General features: G+C 60.0%; 17 protein-coding genes. 14 read left to right on the plus strand and 3 right to left on the minus strand.

What is annotated here, in order from left to right; translation table 11 throughout:
* The first annotated feature begins 23 nt into the window (after positions 1 to 23).
* The 11 genes from nuoC (at position 24) to nuoN (ending at position 13,790) form a co-directional block, all read left to right on the plus strand.
* Positions 24 to 1,808, plus strand: a complete 1,785-nt coding sequence (nuoC, locus tag QRN61_RS09640) for an NADH-quinone oxidoreductase subunit C/D (RefSeq protein WP_027614664.1) — start codon at positions 24 to 26, stop codon at positions 1,806 to 1,808.
* A gap of 2 nt (positions 1,809 to 1,810) precedes the next feature.
* Positions 1,811 to 2,308: an NADH-quinone oxidoreductase subunit NuoE gene (gene nuoE / locus QRN61_RS09645; protein WP_003223804.1), complete on the plus strand. Its 498-nt coding sequence runs from the start codon at positions 1,811 to 1,813 to the stop codon at positions 2,306 to 2,308.
* Positions 2,305 to 3,660, plus strand: coding sequence for an NADH-quinone oxidoreductase subunit NuoF (gene nuoF / locus QRN61_RS09650; RefSeq protein ID WP_285373668.1), 1,356 nt, complete (start codon positions 2,305 to 2,307; stop codon positions 3,658 to 3,660). Before nuoE ends, nuoF begins: the two co-directional genes overlap by 4 nt.
* A 136-nt stretch (positions 3,661 to 3,796) precedes the next feature.
* On the plus strand, positions 3,797 to 6,511 hold the full coding sequence (nuoG, locus tag QRN61_RS09655; protein ID WP_096795641.1) for an NADH-quinone oxidoreductase subunit NuoG: 2,715 nt from the start codon (positions 3,797 to 3,799) through the stop codon (positions 6,509 to 6,511).
* Positions 6,508 to 7,515: an NADH-quinone oxidoreductase subunit NuoH gene (nuoH, locus tag QRN61_RS09660; protein WP_007964859.1), complete on the plus strand. Its 1,008-nt coding sequence runs from the start codon at positions 6,508 to 6,510 to the stop codon at positions 7,513 to 7,515. The genes nuoG and nuoH overlap by 4 nt, the downstream gene beginning before the upstream one ends.
* Positions 7,516 to 7,526: 11 nt before the next feature.
* On the plus strand, positions 7,527 to 8,075 hold the full coding sequence (gene nuoI, locus QRN61_RS09665; protein ID WP_003223795.1) for an NADH-quinone oxidoreductase subunit NuoI: 549 nt from the start codon (positions 7,527 to 7,529) through the stop codon (positions 8,073 to 8,075).
* Positions 8,076 to 8,084: 9 nt separating this feature from the next.
* Positions 8,085 to 8,585, plus strand: a complete 501-nt coding sequence (gene nuoJ / locus QRN61_RS09670; RefSeq protein WP_003223793.1) for an NADH-quinone oxidoreductase subunit J — start codon at positions 8,085 to 8,087, stop codon at positions 8,583 to 8,585.
* 3 nt (positions 8,586 to 8,588) lie between these two features.
* Positions 8,589 to 8,897 carry an NADH-quinone oxidoreductase subunit NuoK gene (nuoK, locus tag QRN61_RS09675; protein ID WP_003180046.1) on the plus strand — a complete coding sequence of 103 codons (309 nt, stop codon included), beginning with the start codon at positions 8,589 to 8,591 and terminating at the stop codon, positions 8,895 to 8,897.
* Entirely contained in the window at positions 8,894 to 10,747 is a 1,854-nt protein-coding gene (gene nuoL / locus QRN61_RS09680; protein WP_007964862.1) for an NADH-quinone oxidoreductase subunit L, read from the plus strand. The genes nuoK and nuoL overlap by 4 nt, the downstream gene beginning before the upstream one ends.
* 39 nt (positions 10,748 to 10,786) lie before the next feature.
* Complete coding sequence (gene nuoM, locus QRN61_RS09685) at positions 10,787 to 12,319, plus strand: NADH-quinone oxidoreductase subunit M (RefSeq protein ID WP_027614661.1); 1,533 nt, start codon at positions 10,787 to 10,789, stop codon at positions 12,317 to 12,319.
* Between the two features lie 7 nt (positions 12,320 to 12,326).
* A complete protein-coding gene (gene nuoN, locus QRN61_RS09690; RefSeq protein WP_285373669.1) occupies positions 12,327 to 13,790 on the plus strand; it encodes an NADH-quinone oxidoreductase subunit NuoN in 1,464 nt (487 codons plus the stop codon).
* A gap of 69 nt (positions 13,791 to 13,859) precedes the next feature.
* Here nuoN and QRN61_RS09695 read toward each other — a convergent pair whose 3' ends face one another.
* Positions 13,860 to 14,324 carry a GNAT family N-acetyltransferase gene (locus QRN61_RS09695; RefSeq protein ID WP_285373670.1) on the minus strand — a complete coding sequence of 155 codons (465 nt, stop codon included), beginning with the start codon at positions 14,322 to 14,324 and terminating at the stop codon, positions 13,860 to 13,862.
* 370 nt (positions 14,325 to 14,694) lie between these two features.
* Here QRN61_RS09695 and QRN61_RS09700 point away from each other — a divergent pair, with 370 nt between their 5' ends.
* The 3 genes from QRN61_RS09700 (at position 14,695) to QRN61_RS09710 (ending at position 16,848) form a co-directional block, all read left to right on the plus strand.
* Entirely contained in the window at positions 14,695 to 15,045 is a 351-nt protein-coding gene (locus QRN61_RS09700; protein WP_027614658.1) for a type II toxin-antitoxin system RelE/ParE family toxin, read from the plus strand.
* A complete protein-coding gene (locus QRN61_RS09705; RefSeq protein ID WP_007964870.1) occupies positions 15,035 to 15,349 on the plus strand; it encodes a helix-turn-helix domain-containing protein in 315 nt (104 codons plus the stop codon). The genes QRN61_RS09700 and QRN61_RS09705 overlap by 11 nt, the downstream gene beginning before the upstream one ends.
* Before the next feature lie 173 nt (positions 15,350 to 15,522).
* Positions 15,523 to 16,848, plus strand: a complete 1,326-nt coding sequence (locus tag QRN61_RS09710) for an OprD family porin (RefSeq protein ID WP_285373671.1) — start codon at positions 15,523 to 15,525, stop codon at positions 16,846 to 16,848.
* Positions 16,849 to 17,007: 159 nt separating this feature from the next.
* On the opposite strand, the gene QRN61_RS09715 is transcribed toward QRN61_RS09710, so the two are convergent.
* A complete protein-coding gene (locus QRN61_RS09715) occupies positions 17,008 to 17,529 on the minus strand; it encodes a GNAT family N-acetyltransferase (protein ID WP_052510612.1) in 522 nt (173 codons plus the stop codon).
* Positions 17,487 to 17,777, minus strand: coding sequence for a type II toxin-antitoxin system TacA family antitoxin (locus QRN61_RS09720; RefSeq protein ID WP_041073246.1), 291 nt, complete (start codon positions 17,775 to 17,777; stop codon positions 17,487 to 17,489). The genes QRN61_RS09715 and QRN61_RS09720 overlap by 43 nt, the downstream gene beginning before the upstream one ends.
* Positions 17,778 to 17,851 lie beyond the last annotated feature (74 nt).

The raw sequence follows: 17,851 nt of genomic DNA on the forward strand, positions 1-17,851 counted from the left end.
TGACCGAAAGCGAAAAAATAACCATGACTACAGGCAGCGCTCTGTACATCCCGCCTTATAAGGCAGACGACCAGGATGTGGTCGTCGAATTGAACAACCGTTTTGGCGCCGAAGCGTTCACCGCTCAGTCGACCCGCACCGGCATGCCGGTGCTGTGGGTGGCGCGCGCCAGACTCGTCGAAGTCCTGACCTTCCTGCGCAACCTGCCCAAGCCGTACGTCATGCTCTATGACCTGCACGGCGTGGACGAGCGCCTGCGCACCAAGCGTCAAGGGCTGCCATCGGGCGCCGACTTCACCGTGTTCTATCACCTCATGTCGCTTGAGCGTAATAGTGACGTGATGATCAAAGTCGCCTTGTCCGAAAGCGACCTGAGCTTGCCGACCGTCACCAGCATCTGGCCGAACGCCAACTGGTACGAGCGTGAAGTCTGGGACATGTACGGCATCGACTTCAAAGGCCACCCGCACCTATCGCGCATCATGATGCCGCCGACCTGGGAAGGTCACCCGCTGCGCAAGGACTTCCCGGCGCGCGCCACCGAATTCGATCCGTTCAGCCTCAACCTCGCCAAGCAGCAGCTTGAGGAAGAAGCTGCGCGCTTCCGTCCTGAAGACTGGGGCATGAAGCGTTCCGGGGCTAACGAGGACTACATGTTCCTCAACCTGGGCCCGAACCACCCTTCGGCTCACGGTGCGTTCCGCATCATTCTGCAACTCGATGGCGAAGAGATCGTCGACTGCGTACCAGACATCGGTTACCACCACCGTGGTGCCGAGAAGATGGCCGAGCGTCAGTCCTGGCACAGTTTCATCCCGTACACCGACCGTATCGACTACCTCGGCGGCGTGATGAACAACCTGCCATACGTGCTCTCGGTCGAGAAGCTGGCCGGCATCAAGGTCCCGGAGAAGGTCGACGTCATCCGCATCATGATGGCCGAGTTCTTCCGGATCACCAGCCACCTGCTGTTCCTGGGGACCTACATCCAGGACGTCGGCGCCATGACCCCGGTGTTCTTCACCTTCACCGACCGCCAGAAGGCGTACACGGTGATCGAAGCCATTACCGGTTTCCGTCTGCACCCGGCCTGGTACCGCATCGGTGGCGTCGCCCACGACCTGCCGCGCGGCTGGGACAAACTGGTGAAAGACTTCGTTGAATGGCTGCCGAAGCGCCTCGACGAATACACCAAGGCGGCCCTGCAGAACAGCATCCTCAAGGGCCGGACCATCGGCGTCGCCCAGTACAACACCAAAGAGGCCCTGGAATGGGGCGTCACCGGTGCCGGCCTGCGTTCGACCGGTTGCGACTTCGACCTGCGTAAAGCGCGCCCATACTCCGGCTACGAGAACTTCGAGTTCGAAGTACCGCTGGCCGCCAATGGCGATGCCTACGATCGCTGCATGGTCCGCGTCGAAGAGATGCGCCAGAGCATCAAGATCATCGACCAGTGCATGCGCAATATGCCGGAAGGCCCGTACAAGGCGGATCACCCGCTGACCACGCCGCCGCCGAAAGAGCGCACGCTGCAGCACATCGAAACCCTGATCACGCACTTCCTGCAAGTTTCGTGGGGTCCGGTCATGCCGGCCAACGAATCCTTCCAGATGATCGAAGCGACCAAGGGCATCAACAGTTATTACCTGACGAGCGACGGCGGCACCATGAGCTACCGTACCCGGATCCGTACTCCGAGCTTCCCGCACCTGCAACAGATCCCTTCGGTGATCAAAGGCAGCATGGTCGCGGACTTGATTGCGTACCTGGGTAGTATCGACTTCGTTATGGCCGACGTGGACCGCTAAGCATGAACAGCACGCTTATCCAGACAGACCGTTTCACCTTGAGTGAAACCGAGCGCTCGGCCATCGAGCACGAGCTGCATCACTACGAAGACCCGCGCGCGGCGTCGATCGAAGCCCTGAAGATCGTTCAGAAGGAACGCGGCTGGGTGCCGGATGGCGCCCTGTACGCGATCGGCGAGATCCTCGGCATCCCGGCCAGCGACGTTGAAGGTGTGGCGACGTTCTACAGCCAGATCTTCCGTCAGCCGGTCGGCCGCCACATCATCCGCGTCTGCGACAGCATGGTCTGCTACATCGGCGGCCACGAGTCGGTGGTCAGCGAAATCCAGAACAATCTGGGCATCGGCCTGGGTCAGACCACCGCCGACGGTCGTTTCACCCTGCTGCCTGTCTGCTGCCTCGGCAACTGCGACAAGGCACCGGCGCTGATGATCGACGACGACACCTTTGGCGACGTGCAGCCTGCCGGCGTGGCCAAACTGCTCGAGGGCTACGTATGACCCTGACATCTTTCGGTCCCGCCAACCGCATCAAGCGTTCGGCCGAGACTCACCCGCTGACCTGGCGTCTGCGTGACGACGGCGAAGCCGTGTGGCTCGACGAATACCAGGCCAAGAACGGTTACGCCGCCGCGCGCAAAGCCTTCGCCGACATGGCTCAGGACGACATCGTCCAGACCGTGAAAGACGCCGGCCTCAAAGGTCGCGGCGGTGCAGGCTTCCCCACTGGTGTGAAGTGGGGCCTGATGCCCAAGGACGAATACATCAACATCCGCTACCTGCTGTGCAACGCGGATGAAATGGAGCCGAACACCTGGAAAGACCGCATGCTGATGGAGCAACTGCCCCATCTGCTGATCGAAGGCATGCTGATCAGTGCCCGCGCACTGAAAACCTACCGTGGCTACATCTTCCTGCGTGGCGAGTACACCACCGCCGCCAAGCACTTGAATCGTGCCGTGGAAGAAGCCAAGGCTGCGGGCCTGCTGGGCAAGAACATTCTGGGCAGCGGTTTCGATTTCGAACTGTTCGTCCACACCGGCGCCGGACGTTACATCTGCGGTGAAGAAACCGCACTGATCAACTCCCTCGAAGGCCGCCGCGCCAACCCGCGCTCCAAGCCGCCCTTCCCTGCCGCCGTCGGCGTGTGGGGCAAGCCGACCTGCGTGAACAACGTGGAAACCCTGTGCAACGTGCCGGCGATCATTGCCGACGGCGTTGACTGGTACAAATCGTTGGCCCGCGAAGGCAGCGAAGACATGGGCACCAAGCTCATGGGCTTCTCCGGCAAGGTCAAGAATCCGGGCCTGTGGGAACTGCCATTCGGCGTCACCGGTCGCGAGCTGTTCGAAGACTACGCCGGCGGCATGCGCGACGGTTACAAGCTCAAGGCCTGGCAGCCAGGTGGCGCCGGTACCGGTTTCCTGTTGCCGGAACACCTCGACGCACAAATGTACGCCGGCGGCATCGCCAAAGTGGGCACCCGGATGGGTACCGGCCTGGCGATGGCGGTGGACGACAGCGTCAACATGGTCTCCTTGCTGCGCAACATGGAGCAGTTCTTCGCCCGCGAGTCCTGCGGCTTCTGCACCCCGTGCCGTGATGGCTTGCCATGGAGCGTCAAGCTTTTGATGGCCATCGAAGAGGGCCGCGGTCAGCCAGGCGACATCGAGACCCTGCTGGGTCTGGTCGGCTTCCTCGGCCCAGGCAAGACCTTCTGTGCTCACGCACCGGGTGCCGTGGAGCCGTTGGGCAGTGCCATCAAATACTTCCGTCCAGAGTTCGAAGCCGGTATCGCGCCCGCAAGCGCCGCCGTCCCGCCTCTGGCAAGGCCGATCGTAGTCGGCGCGTAAACGCTTAAAAAGGCGAAGGGTCCGTGCCCTTCGCCTTTCGTCCGATGACGCCTTTCGGGGCTGACTGGATTCGGACGGATAACAAGATTCCATTAGCCACGCCCGCTGACACCGGGCCAACGAAGACCTTTGAACCATGGCCACTATCCACGTAGACGGCAAAGCGCTCGAAGTCGACGGGGCAGACAACCTGTTACAGGCATGTCTGTCGCTGGGCCTCGACATCCCTTATTTCTGCTGGCACCCCGCGCTTGGTAGCGTCGGGGCCTGCCGCCAGTGCGCGGTCAAGCAGTACACCGACGAGAACGACACCCGTGGTCGCATCGTCATGTCCTGCATGACCCCTGCCACCGACAACACCTGGATCTCCATCGACGATGAAGAATCCAAGGCGTTCCGCGCCAGTGTTGTCGAATGGCTGATGACCAACCACCCGCACGACTGCCCCGTGTGCGAAGAAGGCGGTCACTGCCACCTGCAAGACATGACGGTGATGACCGGCCACAACGAGCGCCGTTATCGCTTCACCAAACGCACCCACCAGAACCAGCAACTGGGCCCGTTCATTTCCCACGAAATGAACCGCTGCATCGCCTGCTATCGCTGCGTGCGTTTCTACAAGGACTACGCCGGCGGCACCGACCTCGGTGTATTCGGCGCCCACGACAACGTGTACTTCGGTCGCGTTGAAGACGGCACCCTCGAAAGCGAGTTCTCCGGCAACCTCACCGAGGTCTGCCCGACCGGTGTGTTCACCGACAAGACTCACTCCGAGCGCTACAACCGCAAGTGGGACATGCAGTTCTCGCCGAGCATCTGCCATGGCTGCTCCAGCGGTTGCAACATTTCCCCGGGCGAGCGTTACGGCGAACTGCGTCGCATCGAAAACCGTTTCAACGGTTCGGTGAACCAGTACTTCCTGTGCGACCGTGGCCGTTTCGGTTATGGCTACGTCAACCGCACCGACCGTCCACGTCAGCCGCTGCTGGCCGACGGCACCAAGCTCGGTCTGGATGCCGCGCTGGATAAAGCCGCTGACCTGCTGCGCGGTCGCAACATCGTCGGTATCGGTTCGCCGCGTGCCAGCCTCGAAAGCAACTACGCGCTGCGTGAGCTGGTGGGCGCCGAGCACTTCTACTCCGGTATAGAAGCCTCCGAACTGGAGCGCATCCGTCTGGTCCTGCAAGTGCTCAAAGACAGCCCGTTGCCTGTGCCGAACATGCGCGACATCGAAGACCACGACGCTGTGTTCGTCCTCGGTGAAGACCTGACCCAGACCGCCGCCCGTATGGCGTTGTCCCTGCGTCAGTCGGTCAAGGGCAAAGCTGAAGACATGGCCGAAGCCATGCGCGTTCAGCCATGGCTCGACGCCGCGGTGAAGAACATCGGTCAGCACGAACTGAACCCGCTGTTCATCGCCAGCCTGGCGGAAACCAAGCTCGACGACATCGCGGAAGAGTGCGTTCACGCCGCTCCGGATGATCTGGCGCGCATCGGTTTCGCCGTGGCTCACGCGCTGGATGCCAGCGCACCGGCCGTTGAAGGTCTGGATGCTGAAGCACTGGAACTGGCCAAGCGCATTGCCGACGCCCTGCTCGCGGCCAAACGTCCGCTGATCATCGCCGGTACTTCGCTGGGTTCCAAAGCCTTGATTGAAGCGGCGGCGAACATCGCCAAGGCCCTGAAGCTGCGCGAGAAGAACGGTTCGATCAGCCTGATCGTGCCGGAAGCCAACAGCCTTGGCCTGGCCATGCTCGGTGGCGAATCGGTCGACGCGGCGCTGCAAGCCGTGATCGACGGCAAGGCCGACGCCATCGTCGTGCTGGAAAACGATCTGTACACCCGCACCTCGAAAGCCAAGGTCGATGCCGCACTGAGCGCTGCGAAAGTAGTGATCGTTGCCGACCACCAGAAAACCGCCACCACCGACCGCGCGCAACTGGTGCTGCCAGCGGCGAGCTTCGCTGAAGGCGACGGTACGCTGGTCAGCCAGGAAGGTCGCGCCCAGCGCTTCTTCCAGGTTTTCGATCCGCAATACATGGATGCGAGCATCCTGGTTCACGAAGGCTGGCGCTGGCTGCACGCCCTGCGCTCGACCCTGCTGAACCAGCCGATCGACTGGACGCAACTCGACCACGTCACCGCTGCCGTGGCGTCGAGCACCGAGCAACTGGCGCGTATCGTCGACGCCGCGCCGTCTGCCGCGTTCCGCATCAAGGGTCTGAAACTGGCACGTGAACCGCTGCGTTATTCCGGTCGCACCGCGATGCGCGCCGACATCAGCGTTCACGAACCGCGCACCCCGCAAGACAAAGACACCGCGTTCGCCTTCTCCATGGAAGGTTACTCGGGCTCGGCCGAACCGCGTCAGCAGGTGCCGTTCGCCTGGTCGCCGGGCTGGAACTCGCCGCAAGCCTGGAACAAGTTCCAGGACGAAGTCGGCGGTCACCTGCGTGCTGGCGACCCGGGCACCCGCCTGATCGAAAGCACCGGTGATTCGCTGAACTGGTTCGCTGCCGCTCCGCGCGCATTCAACCCGGCGCCGGGCACCTGGCAGGCCGTGCCGTTCTACCACCTGTTCGGCAGCGACGAAAACTCGTCGAAAGCCGCACCGGTACAGGAACGCATCCCGGCTCCGTACGTGGCGCTGGCCAAATCCGAAGCGGATCGCCTGGGCGTCAACGATGGTGCTCTGCTGAGCCTGAATGTGGCCGGCCAGACCCTGCGTCTGCCGCTGCGCATCAATGAAGAACTGGGCGCTGGTCTGGTGGCCTTGCCTGCGGGCATCGCCGGCATTCCACCGGCATTCGCCGGCCTGTCCGTCGACGGTCTGCAGGAGGCAGCGCAATGACCTGGTTCACCCCTGAAGTGATCGATGTGATCCTGACGGTCATCAAAGCCATCGTGATTCTGCTGGCCGTTGTGGTCGCGGGCGCGTTGCTCAGCTTTGTCGAACGTCGCCTGCTGGGCTGGTGGCAGGACCGTTACGGTCCGAACCGCGTTGGCCCGTTCGGCATGTTCCAGATCGCCGCCGACATGCTGAAGATGTTCTTCAAGGAAGACTGGACCCCGCCGTTTGCCGACAAGGTGATCTTCACCCTGGCACCGGTGGTCGCCATGTCCGCCCTGCTGATCGCGTTTGCGATCATCCCGATCACCCCGACCTGGGGCGTCGCGGATCTGAACATCGGCCTGCTGTTCTTCTTCGCCATGGCTGGTCTGTCGGTCTACGCGGTGCTGTTCGCCGGCTGGTCGAGTAACAACAAGTTCGCCCTGCTCGGCAGCTTGCGTGCCTCGGCGCAGACCGTGTCCTACGAAGTGTTCATGGGCCTGGCCCTGATGGGCATCGTGGTGCAGGTCGGCTCGTTCAACATGCGCGACATCGTCGAGTACCAGGCGCAGAACCTGTGGTTCATCATTCCGCAGTTCTTCGGCTTCTGTACCTTCTTCATCGCTGGCGTCGCCGTGACTCACCGTCACCCGTTCGACCAGCCGGAAGCGGAACAGGAACTGGCAGACGGTTACCACATTGAATACGCCGGTATGAAATGGGGCATGTTCTTCGTCGGTGAATACATCGGCATCATCCTGATCTCGGCGCTGCTGGTCACCCTGTTCTTCGGTGGCTGGCACGGTCCGTTCGGCATCCTGCCGCAACTGTCCTTCGTCTGGTTCGCACTGAAGACCGCGTTCTTCATCATGCTGTTCATCCTGCTGCGCGCTTCCATCCCGCGTCCGCGTTATGACCAGGTGATGGATTTCAGCTGGAAATTCTGCCTGCCACTGACCCTGATCAATTTGCTGATAACCGCTGCGGTTGTGTTGTGGAACACACCTGCGGTTGCGGTTCAGTGAGGATTTGACCCATGTTCAAATATATTGGCGACATCGTTAAGGGTACCGGTACCCAGTTGCGCAGCCTGGTCATGGTCTTCGGCCATGGCTTCCGCAAGCGCGACACCCTGCAATACCCGGAAGAGCCGGTCTACCTGCCACCACGCTACCGTGGTCGCATCGTCCTGACCCGTGACCCCGATGGCGAAGAGCGTTGCGTAGCCTGCAACCTGTGCGCCGTGGCTTGCCCGGTAGGTTGCATCTCGCTGCAGAAAGCTGAAACCGAAGACGGTCGCTGGTACCCGGACTTCTTCCGTATCAACTTCTCGCGCTGCATTTTCTGCGGTCTCTGCGAGGAAGCCTGTCCGACCACCGCAATCCAGCTAACTCCGGATTTCGAGATGGCCGAGTTCAAACGTCAGGACCTGGTGTACGAGAAAGAAGATCTTTTGATCTCCGGCCCCGGCAAAAACCCTGATTACAACTTCTATCGTGTTGCAGGTATGGCAATCGCTGGCAAGCCGAAAGGCTCTGCGCAGAACGAAGCCGAACCGATCAACGTGAAGAGCTTGCTGCCTTAAGGAAGAACGATGGAATTCGCTTTCTATTTCGCATCGGGTATCGCGGTTGTGTCCACGCTTCGTGTGGTCACCAACACCAACCCTGTGCACGCCCTGCTCTACCTGATCATCTCGTTGATCGCCGTGGCCATGACCTTCTTCGCCCTCGGCGCACCGTTCGCCGGCGTGCTGGAAGTGATCGCCTACGCTGGCGCCATCATGGTGCTGTTCGTGTTCGTGGTGATGATGCTGAACCTGGGCCCGGCCTCGGTTCAGCAGGAACGCACCTGGCTCAAGCCCGGCATCTGGGCAGGGCCGGTGATTCTCGCCGCCCTGCTGCTGGCCGAACTGCTGTATGTGCTGTTCGCTCACCAGAGCGGTCAGGCCATCGGCCACACCACCGTCGATGCAAAAGCCGTGGGCGTCAGCCTGTTCGGTCCGTATCTGCTGGTGGTCGAACTCGCCTCGATGCTGCTGCTCGCTGCAGCCGTCACGGCGTTCCATTTGGGCCGTAACGAGGCGAAGGAGTAAGACATGCCTGCTATCCCTCTCGAACATGGATTGGCCGTTGCCGGCATCCTGTTCTGCCTTGGTCTGGTCGGCCTGATGGTCCGCCGCAACATTTTGTTCGTGTTGATGAGTCTGGAAGTGATGATGAACGCCTCTGCCCTGGCCTTCATCGTTGCGGGCGCCCGCTGGGCGCAACCGGATGGACAGATCATGTTCATCCTGGTGATCAGCCTGGCAGCCGCCGAGGCCAGTATTGGCCTGGCGATCCTGCTGCAACTGTATCGCCGCTTCCACACGCTCGATATCGACGCTGCCAGTGAGATGCGCGGATGAACCTAATCTTTCTGACTTTTGTATTCCCTCTGATCGGTTTCCTGCTGCTGTCGTTCTCCCGTGGACGCTGGTCGGAAAACCTCTCGGCGCTGATCGGCGTGGGTTCCATCGGCCTGTCGGCGATTGTCGCCGCCTACGTCATCTGGCAATTCAACGTCGCGCCGCCCGAAGGCGGTCACTACACCCTGGTGCTGTGGAAGTGGATGGCGGTCGAAGGCTTCAAGCCTGACTTCGCCCTCTACATCGATGGCCTGTCGATCACCATGCTCGGCGTGGTGGTGGGCGTAGGCTTCTTGATCCACCTGTTCGCGTCCTGGTACATGCGCGGCGAAGCGGGTTACTCGCGCTTCTTCTCGTACACCAACCTGTTTATCGCCAGCATGCTGTTCCTGGTACTCGGCGATAACCTGTTATTCCTGTACTTCGGCTGGGAAGGCGTGGGCCTGTGCTCGTACCTGTTGATCGGTTTCTACTACAGCAACCGCAACAACGGTAACGCCGCACTCAAGGCCTTCATCGTGACCCGGATCGGCGACGTGTTCATGGCCATCGGCCTGTTCATCCTGTTCCAGCAAGTGGGCACGCTGAACATCCAGGAACTGCTGGTGCTGGCACCGCAGAAATTCCAGGTCGGCGACTTCTGGATCACCCTGGCGACCCTGATGCTGCTGGGTGGTGCGGTCGGTAAATCGGCGCAACTGCCACTGCAAACCTGGCTCGCGGACGCGATGGCGGGCCCGACCCCGGTGTCGGCACTGATCCACGCTGCAACCATGGTAACTGCCGGTGTCTACCTGATCGCCCGTACCCACGGTCTGTTCACCCTGGCGCCGGAAATCCTGCACCTGGTCGGCATCGTTGGCGGTGTGACGCTGGTTCTCGCAGGTTTCGCCGCACTGGTACAAACCGACATCAAACGTATCCTCGCCTACTCGACCATGAGCCAGATCGGCTACATGTTCCTGGCGCTGGGCGTGGGTGCCTGGGATGGCGCGATTTTCCACCTGATGACCCACGCCTTCTTCAAGGCCCTGCTGTTCCTTGCTTCCGGTGCGGTGATCGTTGCCTGCCACCACGAGCAGAACATCTTCAAGATGGGCGGTCTGTGGAAAAAACTGCCACTGGCCTACGCCAGCTTCATCGTCGGTGGTGCTGCACTGGCCGCCCTGCCACTGGTCACCGCAGGCTTCTACTCCAAGGACGAAATCCTTTGGGAAGCGTTCGCCAGCGGCAACCACGGTCTGCTTTACGCAGGTCTGGTCGGCGCGTTCATGACTTCGCTGTACACCTTCCGCCTGATCTTCATCACGTTCCACGGTGAAGCCAAGACTGAAGCCCACGCCGGTCACGGCATCTCGCACTGGCTGCCACTGTCGGTGCTGATCGTGCTGTCGACTTTCGTCGGCGCCATGATCGTCCCACCGCTGCACGGCGTACTGCCGGAAAGCGTTGGCCATGCCGGTGGCGAAGCCAAGCACAGTCTGGAAATCGCCTCGGGCGCCATCGCCCTGGCCGGTATCCTGCTGGCGGCCCTGCTGTTCCTCGGCAAGCGTCGCTTCGTGACGGCGATCGCCAACAGCGGCATCGGGCGTTTCCTTTCGGCCTGGTGGTTCGCTGCCTGGGGCTTCGACTGGATCTACGACAAACTGTTCGTCAAGCCGTACCTTGCGATCAGCCATGTACTGCGCAGAGACCCGCTCGACCAGACCATCGGTCTGATCCCGCGTATGGCCAAAGGCGGTCACACCGCCCTGAGCCGCACCGAGACCGGTCAACTGCGTTGGTATGCCGCCTCGATGGCTGCTGGTGCCGTGCTGGTAATCGGCGCCATCGTGCTGGTAGCGGTCTGATATGAACCTTGCGAATTTGCGAAAGGAAACGAGCCCGTCATGATTCTGCCTTGGCTAATCCTGATCCCCTTCATCGGCGGCCTGCTGTGCTGGATGGGTGAGCGCTTCGGCGCTACCCTCCCCCGCTGGATTGCGCTGTTGACCATGACCCTGGAACTCGCCCTCGGCCTCTGGCTGTGGGCCCACGGTGACTATTCATTTGCTCCGGCGCCTGGCGCCGATCCGACCTGGGCGCTTGAGTTCAAGCACGTCTGGATCCAGCGCTTCGGCATCAACGTGCACCTGGCCCTCGACGGCCTGTCGCTGTTGATGATCCTGCTGACCGGCCTGCTGGGTATCCTCTCGGTACTCTGCTCGTGGAAAGAGATTCAACGTCACGTTGGCTTCTTCCACCTGAACCTGATGTGGATCCTGGGCGGCGTTGTCGGCGTGTTCCTCGCCCTCGACCTGTTCATGTTCTTCTTCTTCTGGGAAATGATGCTGGTGCCGATGTACTTCCTCATCGCGCTCTGGGGTCACAGTTCTTCGGACGGCAAGAAAACCCGGATCTACGCGGCGACCAAGTTCTTCATCTTCACTCAGGCTTCCGGCCTGATCATGCTGGTGGCGATCCTCGGTCTGGTGCTGGTCAACTTCAACAACACTGGCGTGATTACCTTCAACTACGCCGACCTGTTGAAGACCAAGATGTCGATGACCACCGAGTACATCCTGATGCTCGGCTTCTTCATCGCCTTCGCGGTCAAGCTGCCAGTCGTACCGTTCCACTCGTGGCTGCCTGATGCGCACGCCCAGGCGCCGACTGCCGGTTCCGTCGACCTCGCCGGTATCCTGCTGAAAACCGCGGCCTACGGTCTGCTGCGTTTCGCCCTGCCGCTGTTCCCGAATGCTTCGGCCGAGTTCGCGCCGATCGCCATGACCCTCGGTCTGATCGGGATCTTCTACGGCGCGTTCCTCGCGTTCGCGCAAACCGACATCAAGCGTCTGATCGCCTTCTCGTCCGTTTCCCACATGGGCTTCGTGCTGATCGGCATCTACTCCGGCAGCCAACTGGCGCTGCAAGGTGCAGTGATCCAGATGCTGGCGCACGGTCTGTCGGCCGCGGCCCTGTTTATCCTCAGCGGTCAGCTGTACGAGCGTCTGCACACCCGTGACATGCGTGAGATGGGCGGTCTGTGGTCGCGTATCGCTTACCTGCCGGCGATCAGCCTGTTCTTCGCCGCCGCTTCGCTGGGTCTGCCGGGTACCGGTAACTTCGTCGGCGAGTTCCTGATCCTAATCGGTACGTTCGCCAGTGCGCCATGGATCACCGCGATTGCCACCTCCGGTCTGGTGTTCGGTTCGGTCTACTCGCTGATCATGATCCACCGTGCCTACTTCGGTCCGTCGAAATCGGATTCGATCCTGCACGGCATGGACGGTCGCGAACTGACCATGGTGCTGGGCCTTGCGGCGCTGCTGATTTACCTCGGCGTCTACCCGCAACCGTTCCTCGACACTTCCGCCGCCACGATGCATGGCGTGCAGCAGTGGCTCGGCACCGCCTTCACTCAACTCGCTTCGGCCCGGTAAGAGCGCTATGGAATTCACGATTCAACACTTTATTGCGCTAGCGCCACTGTTGATCACCAGCCTCACCATTATCGTGGTGATGCTGGCAATCGCCTGGCGCCGCAACCACTCGCAGACCTTCCTGATCTCGGTCGCCGGTCTGAACCTGGCCCTGCTGTCGATCCTGCCAGCCCTGAAAGTCGCGCCTCTGGCCGTGACCCCGTTGCTGCAAGTCGACACCTTCGCCTGCCTGTACATGGCGCTGATCCTGGTCGCCACCCTCGCCTGTGTAACCCTCGCCCACGCCTACCTCGGCGATGGCGGTTCGGGTTACCCGGGCAACCGTGAAGAACTGTACCTGCTGATCCTGATGGCCGCCGCCGGGGGTCTGGTTCTGGTCAGCGCGCAGCACCTGGCCGGTTTGTTCATCGGTCTGGAACTGCTGTCGGTGCCGGTCTACGGTCTGGTGGCTTACGCCTTCTTCAACAAGCGTTCGCTGGAAGCCAGCATCAAGTACATGGTGCTGTCGGCCGCCGGTTCCGCGTTCCTGTTGTTCGGTATGGCCCTGCTCTACGCTGACGCCGGCACCCTGAGCTTCGTCGGTATCGGTCAGGCGCTGGCCACCACCAACCTGCCGAGCTCGCTGGCTCAGTTGGGTCTGGGCATGATGCTGATCGGTCTGGCATTCAAGCTGTCGTTGGTACCGTTCCACCTGTGGACCCCGGACGTGTACGAAGGTGCTCCGGCACCGGTCGCCGCGTTCCTCGCCACGGCGTCGAAGGTTGCCGTGTTCGCGGTGATGGTGCGTCTGTTCCAGATCTCCCCTGCCGCGAGCAGTGGCGTGCTGAGCGACGTACTGAGCGTGATCGCCGTCGCCTCGATCCTGTTCGGTAACCTGCTGGCCCTGACCCAGAGCAACCTCAAGCGTCTGCTCGGTTACTCGTCCATCGCGCATTTCGGCTACCTGCTGATCGCCCTGGTGGCGAGCAAGGGTCTGGCGGTGGAAGCCATCGGCGTGTATCTGGTGACTTATGTGATCACCAGCCTCGGCGCGTTCGGCGTGATCACCCTGATGTCCTCGCCGTACAACGGCCGTGACGCCGACGCGCTGTACGAGTACCGCGGCCTGTTCTGGCGCCGTCCGTACCTGACCGCGGTACTGACCGTGATGATGCTGTCGCTGGCCGGTATCCCGCTGACTGCCGGCTTCATCGGCAAGTTCTACATCATCGCCACCGGTGTCGAGTCGCATCAATGGTGGCTGGTCGGTTCGCTGGTACTGGGCAGCGCCATCGGCGTGTTCTACTACCTGCGTGTGATGGTCACCCTGTACCTGATCGAACCGAACCTGCGCCGCCACGACGCCCAGCTGCACTGGGAACAGAAGGCAGGCGGCGTAATGCTGCTGGCCATCGCCCTGGTCGCGTTCTTCCTCGGTGTGTACCCGCAGCCATTGCTGACTCTGGTTCAGCAGGCGGGTCTGGCGGGCTGATATTCGGCTGGCTGGAACGGAAACGGCACCTTCGGGTGCCGTTTTTGTTTTAGTGCGATCTTTTGATCTTTACAACCTCTTCACCATCGGCACGCACGCCAGTTGCAGACCCGAAGGTGATTGATAAACCGCGCTCTCCTCCCCGACGTAACCGCAGCGCCGGTAAAAATCGGCAGCGTTCAACGTCGCGTCCAGACACACCTCGGTCAGCCCGAGATCCCGCGCCAAATCTTCGAGAAAGTACAGAACACGCTTGCCCAGCCCACGCTGCATGAAATCCGGGCGAATGAAGATCGCGCCGATTTCACGGTAATCCAGATCGAGCATGCCGGTCGCTACGGCTTCACCCTCGATGCAGCCCAGATAGAAATGTCTCTCCATCAGCGTGTCGTAGCCGTCTTCGGCCGCTCCTTTGGTCCAATCGAGCATTTGCTGCTCGCTATAGGCACCGATGCACTGATGCCGAATCGCTAGTCGCCGGATATCGAAGGCAATCTGGGCATCGTCCGGGGTAGCTCTTCTGATGTCGAACATTTCTCTCTCCATGAGGTATGTGCGGACGGGGCATGAAAAAGCCCCGTCCATTGCTGGCGGGGCTTTGGGTAACACGTCAAATGACAAACACGTATGACCTCATGGCCCGCCGGAAGCGGTCATGGAGAAGCACATCATGTTCATTCGAAGTTGGACAGTCATGGGGCGATAGTGCTGCGGATTGTTCCGACACGTCAATTGCTAAGCCTCCTCTCTACTCAATCGAACGTTCTCACCACACTCGTCGATTCGTCCTACAGGTGTTTTTACGACCGGCGTCTACCGTTGAAAAAGGGACGAAAAGCAAGGCCAGGAGGCCTTGACCGATTCGATTATCGAGACAACACTATACGTAGGTAACGTACAGAACATGGATGCTCTATTTATCGAATTGCCTGTGTTTCAGAAGCACCGAGACGACTATCTGGATGACGATCTGTTTCGCAGCTTTCAACTGGAGTTGCTGAAAAATCCGGAGGCGGGCGATCTCATCGAGGACACAGGCGGGCTTCGTAAAATTCGCTTCAGCGACCAACGAAGAGGGAAAGGCAAGCGCAGCGGATTACGAGTGATTTATTACTGGTGGTCAGGCTTCGATCAGTTCTGGCTCTTTACCGTCTTCAACAAAAACGAGCAGGACGATTTGACGCCTGCCCAGAAAAAGCTTTTCAGAAAAACACTGGATAGAGAACTCAACGCGAGAAGCCACTATGAAACGTGACATTTTTTCCGAACTGATGGATGGACTGGAAGCACTGGCCGATGAACGCCAAGGCAAAATCACCTTGCGTACCCACAAGGTTCAGCTGCCAAAACTGATGCCGATCACTGCTGAGGAAGTGGTAGCCATCCGTCAGCAACTTAATCTCTCCCGGTCAGTATTCGCGATGTATCTACGCACCAATACGCGAACGCTCGAGAACTGGGAGCAAGGACGAGCTACGCCCAATGCTCAGGCCACAACCCTGATCCGTCTGGTCGAGCGTTTTCCACAGACAATCGAACAACTCGCAGCCCTGACCTGACACGGGGTTTTGATTCCAGCCACATGACGAAATTGTAATTCCCCCATCACCTTGGCGTTATCCGCAGCTTGCAACGATGTTACCCGGCGACCAATGCCGGCGGGCCCTGCCCCGCCGAACAATAAAACCACGCCGACGCACGTTCCCGTTCTGCCGAACCCAAGGAGTGTTTGATGGTTAACAATACAAAAATGTCGATGGCCGCTTTAGCGGTGGTGGTCGGCACCGGGCCGTCCATGGTGTTTGCAGAAGACAAGCCTGAGGGCTTTGTCGAGGGCAGCAGCCTGACGGTGCTCAATCGCAACTTCTACTTCAATCGTGATCATCGCAACGGCCAGTCCAGCCCCACCGGCAACGGTTACTCCGAAGCCTGGGCGCATGCCGTGATCAGCAAGTTCGAATCCGGTTTCACCCAAGGCACCGTCGGGGTTGGAGTCGATGCGTTTGCGATGATCGGTCTGAAGCTCGATACCGGAGACGGGCGCGACGGCGGGCGCAGTTCGTTCGATGTGTTGCCGGTCAACAGCGACGGCGAAGCACGGGACGAATACACCAAGGTCGGTGGCGCTGCGAAAATTCGGGCGTTCGATACGGTGGTCAAGGTTGGCGATGTGTTCCCGGCCAATCCGGTGGTCGCGGCGGGTGACTCGCGCTTGCTGCCGGAAAGCTTTCGCGGGGTGACGGCGAGCAACACCAGCATTGAAGGTCTGTCGGTGCAGGGCGGTCGTTTGCATGCGATGAGCCAACCGGTGTCCAGCGACATGCGCGAAAATTTCGCCACGTTCTACGCAGGCCCGGTCAACTCGCCGTGGATCGCTTATGGCGGTGGTGATTATGTGCTGAACAAGAACCTTAGTCTCAGCCTGTATTCCAGTCGCCTCAAGGATGCCTGGAACCAGTATTACGCCGGCACCGCATGGACCTACCCACTGTCGGATGACCTGTCGCTGTTCGGCGGCTTGAACTATTACAAGGCAGTCGACGAAGGCAAACAACTGCTCGGCGAATTCGACAACAACATCTGGAGCGGCCGCGTCGGCGTGAAACTCGGCGCGCACTCCGTCGCCCTCTCCCACCAGCGCAACAACGGCAACGACGACTTCGATTACCTGCGCCAGTCCGACTCGATCTTCCTCGACAACTCGATCCAGTACAGCGACTTCAACTCGCCGAAGGAGCGTTCGTGGATGGTGCGTTATGACCTCGACATGAGCACCTACGGCGTACCCGGTCTGTCGTTCATGACCCGTTACGCACGTGGCACCGACGCCGACTATTCCAACGCCAACGCCGTGTACATGCGCCGCGATGCCGAAGGCAATCCGCTTACCGACCAGAAGCGCTGGGAGCGCGACATCGAAGTCAAATACGTGGTGCAGAGCGGTTCGATGAAAGACCTGTCACTGCGTTTGCGCCAGGCCACCACCCGTGCCACGGCGTTCGAATCGGACCTGGATGAAGTGCGGGTGATCGTCGAATACCCGCTGGCGATTCTCTGAGTTTCCCCGAGCAATACCATTCACCTTTAGAAGCTCCTTGCTCCTTTGGTCAGAGGTGAATTTTTTGGCGTCCTTCGGGGCGCCTTTTTTGCTCTGCGGTTGCGACATAATCAACCCGCTATCGAGACAACCTGGCGGATAGCTGATTAATCCAAGCTTTTAGCGTAAAGGCAGCATCAGTGTTATAGGGGAAATGTCGGGGCACGGAATAAATCCCGCGTACTTGATATAAAAGCTCGACAGCCGATCATTCAAGGGATGAACAATTATCGCGCTGGATCCGATCGACTGAGACGCGTTGAGAGCTCTTTCAATCGCATCTTGCAGTAAATCGATGGCGAAGCCCTGGCCCTGAGCTTCCCGTGTTACGCCCATACGTCCCAATAGAGTTACCGGATGGACACTGGGCGAGTTGCGTTGACGGCTTTTCGGCATGACGCTGGCGCGGGCGACTGATCCGCTGGATAGCGTGTAGTAGGCCATCACATTCGACGTACCTTTGAGGCAACTGACGTACACAACAGCCTGCTTGGTGGATTGGGCTTTTCGCGCCTTCCTCTGCAGGTATTGGTCAATGGTCACCTCACCAGAATCGAAGGCATCAAGTTCGTGTTGGTCGTTGAGCTTCTCGGGCGCGGTCAACTCCAACGTTTTGGACGAGCGAGCAGTTGGTGCAGGCATTCGTTACCTCGAGCCGGATTGGCTTCAATAGCCTGTTCGAATGCGTCAAATGCGCTGTCGTCGAGAAGGAACAGTCGTTTATCCAGAATCACCTCTTCAGCTTTTTGGCAGGCAGCTTCCAGGATAAAACTTGTGCGATCACGACCAGACATGGCGGCTGCCAAATCGATCAGATTACGTTTCTTTTCGTCCGCTCTCATGTTGATTGGAACGGGTTTGGATTTTTCAACGCTTTCAGTTGTGGACATTGTTCTGTTTCCCATCTGGGTAGGTGATGTTGGAGCTGGAGCCTCCTTATGGCGTTAGCACATCAGCTTTTGTT

The sequence above is a fragment of the Pseudomonas sp. lyk4-TYG-107 genome, assembly GCF_030209055.1.
GTDB classification, from domain to species: domain Bacteria; phylum Pseudomonadota; class Gammaproteobacteria; order Pseudomonadales; family Pseudomonadaceae; genus Aquipseudomonas; species Aquipseudomonas putida_A.

What these genes read in the sequence shown, in the direction of transcription:
- nuoK (WP_003180046.1), top strand. Translation starts at nt 8,589, where the DNA reads ATGCCTGCTATCCCTCTCGAACATGGATTGGCCGTTGCCGGCATCCTG.
- QRN61_RS09715 (WP_052510612.1), bottom strand. Translation starts at nt 17,529, where the DNA reads ATGCCTGCACCAACTGCTCGCTCGTCCAAAACGTTGGAGTTGACCGCG.
- nuoJ (WP_003223793.1), top strand. Translation starts at nt 8,085, where the DNA reads ATGGAATTCGCTTTCTATTTCGCATCGGGTATCGCGGTTGTGTCCACG.
- nuoH (WP_007964859.1), top strand. Translation starts at nt 6,508, where the DNA reads ATGACCTGGTTCACCCCTGAAGTGATCGATGTGATCCTGACGGTCATC.
- nuoI (WP_003223795.1), top strand. Translation starts at nt 7,527, where the DNA reads ATGTTCAAATATATTGGCGACATCGTTAAGGGTACCGGTACCCAGTTG.
- QRN61_RS09720 (WP_041073246.1), bottom strand. Translation starts at nt 17,777, where the DNA reads ATGTCCACAACTGAAAGCGTTGAAAAATCCAAACCCGTTCCAATCAAC.
- nuoC (WP_027614664.1), top strand. Translation starts at nt 24, where the DNA reads ATGACTACAGGCAGCGCTCTGTACATCCCGCCTTATAAGGCAGACGAC.
- QRN61_RS09695 (WP_285373670.1), bottom strand. Translation starts at nt 14,324, where the DNA reads ATGTTCGACATCAGAAGAGCTACCCCGGACGATGCCCAGATTGCCTTC.
- nuoL (WP_007964862.1), top strand. Translation starts at nt 8,894, where the DNA reads ATGAACCTAATCTTTCTGACTTTTGTATTCCCTCTGATCGGTTTCCTG.
- QRN61_RS09710 (WP_285373671.1), top strand. Translation starts at nt 15,523, where the DNA reads ATGGTTAACAATACAAAAATGTCGATGGCCGCTTTAGCGGTGGTGGTC.
- nuoG (WP_096795641.1), top strand. Translation starts at nt 3,797, where the DNA reads ATGGCCACTATCCACGTAGACGGCAAAGCGCTCGAAGTCGACGGGGCA.
- QRN61_RS09700 (WP_027614658.1), top strand. Translation starts at nt 14,695, where the DNA reads ATGGATGCTCTATTTATCGAATTGCCTGTGTTTCAGAAGCACCGAGAC.
- nuoM (WP_027614661.1), top strand. Translation starts at nt 10,787, where the DNA reads ATGATTCTGCCTTGGCTAATCCTGATCCCCTTCATCGGCGGCCTGCTG.
- nuoE (WP_003223804.1), top strand. Translation starts at nt 1,811, where the DNA reads ATGAACAGCACGCTTATCCAGACAGACCGTTTCACCTTGAGTGAAACC.
- nuoN (WP_285373669.1), top strand. Translation starts at nt 12,327, where the DNA reads ATGGAATTCACGATTCAACACTTTATTGCGCTAGCGCCACTGTTGATC.
- QRN61_RS09705 (WP_007964870.1), top strand. Translation starts at nt 15,035, where the DNA reads ATGAAACGTGACATTTTTTCCGAACTGATGGATGGACTGGAAGCACTG.
- nuoF (WP_285373668.1), top strand. Translation starts at nt 2,305, where the DNA reads ATGACCCTGACATCTTTCGGTCCCGCCAACCGCATCAAGCGTTCGGCC.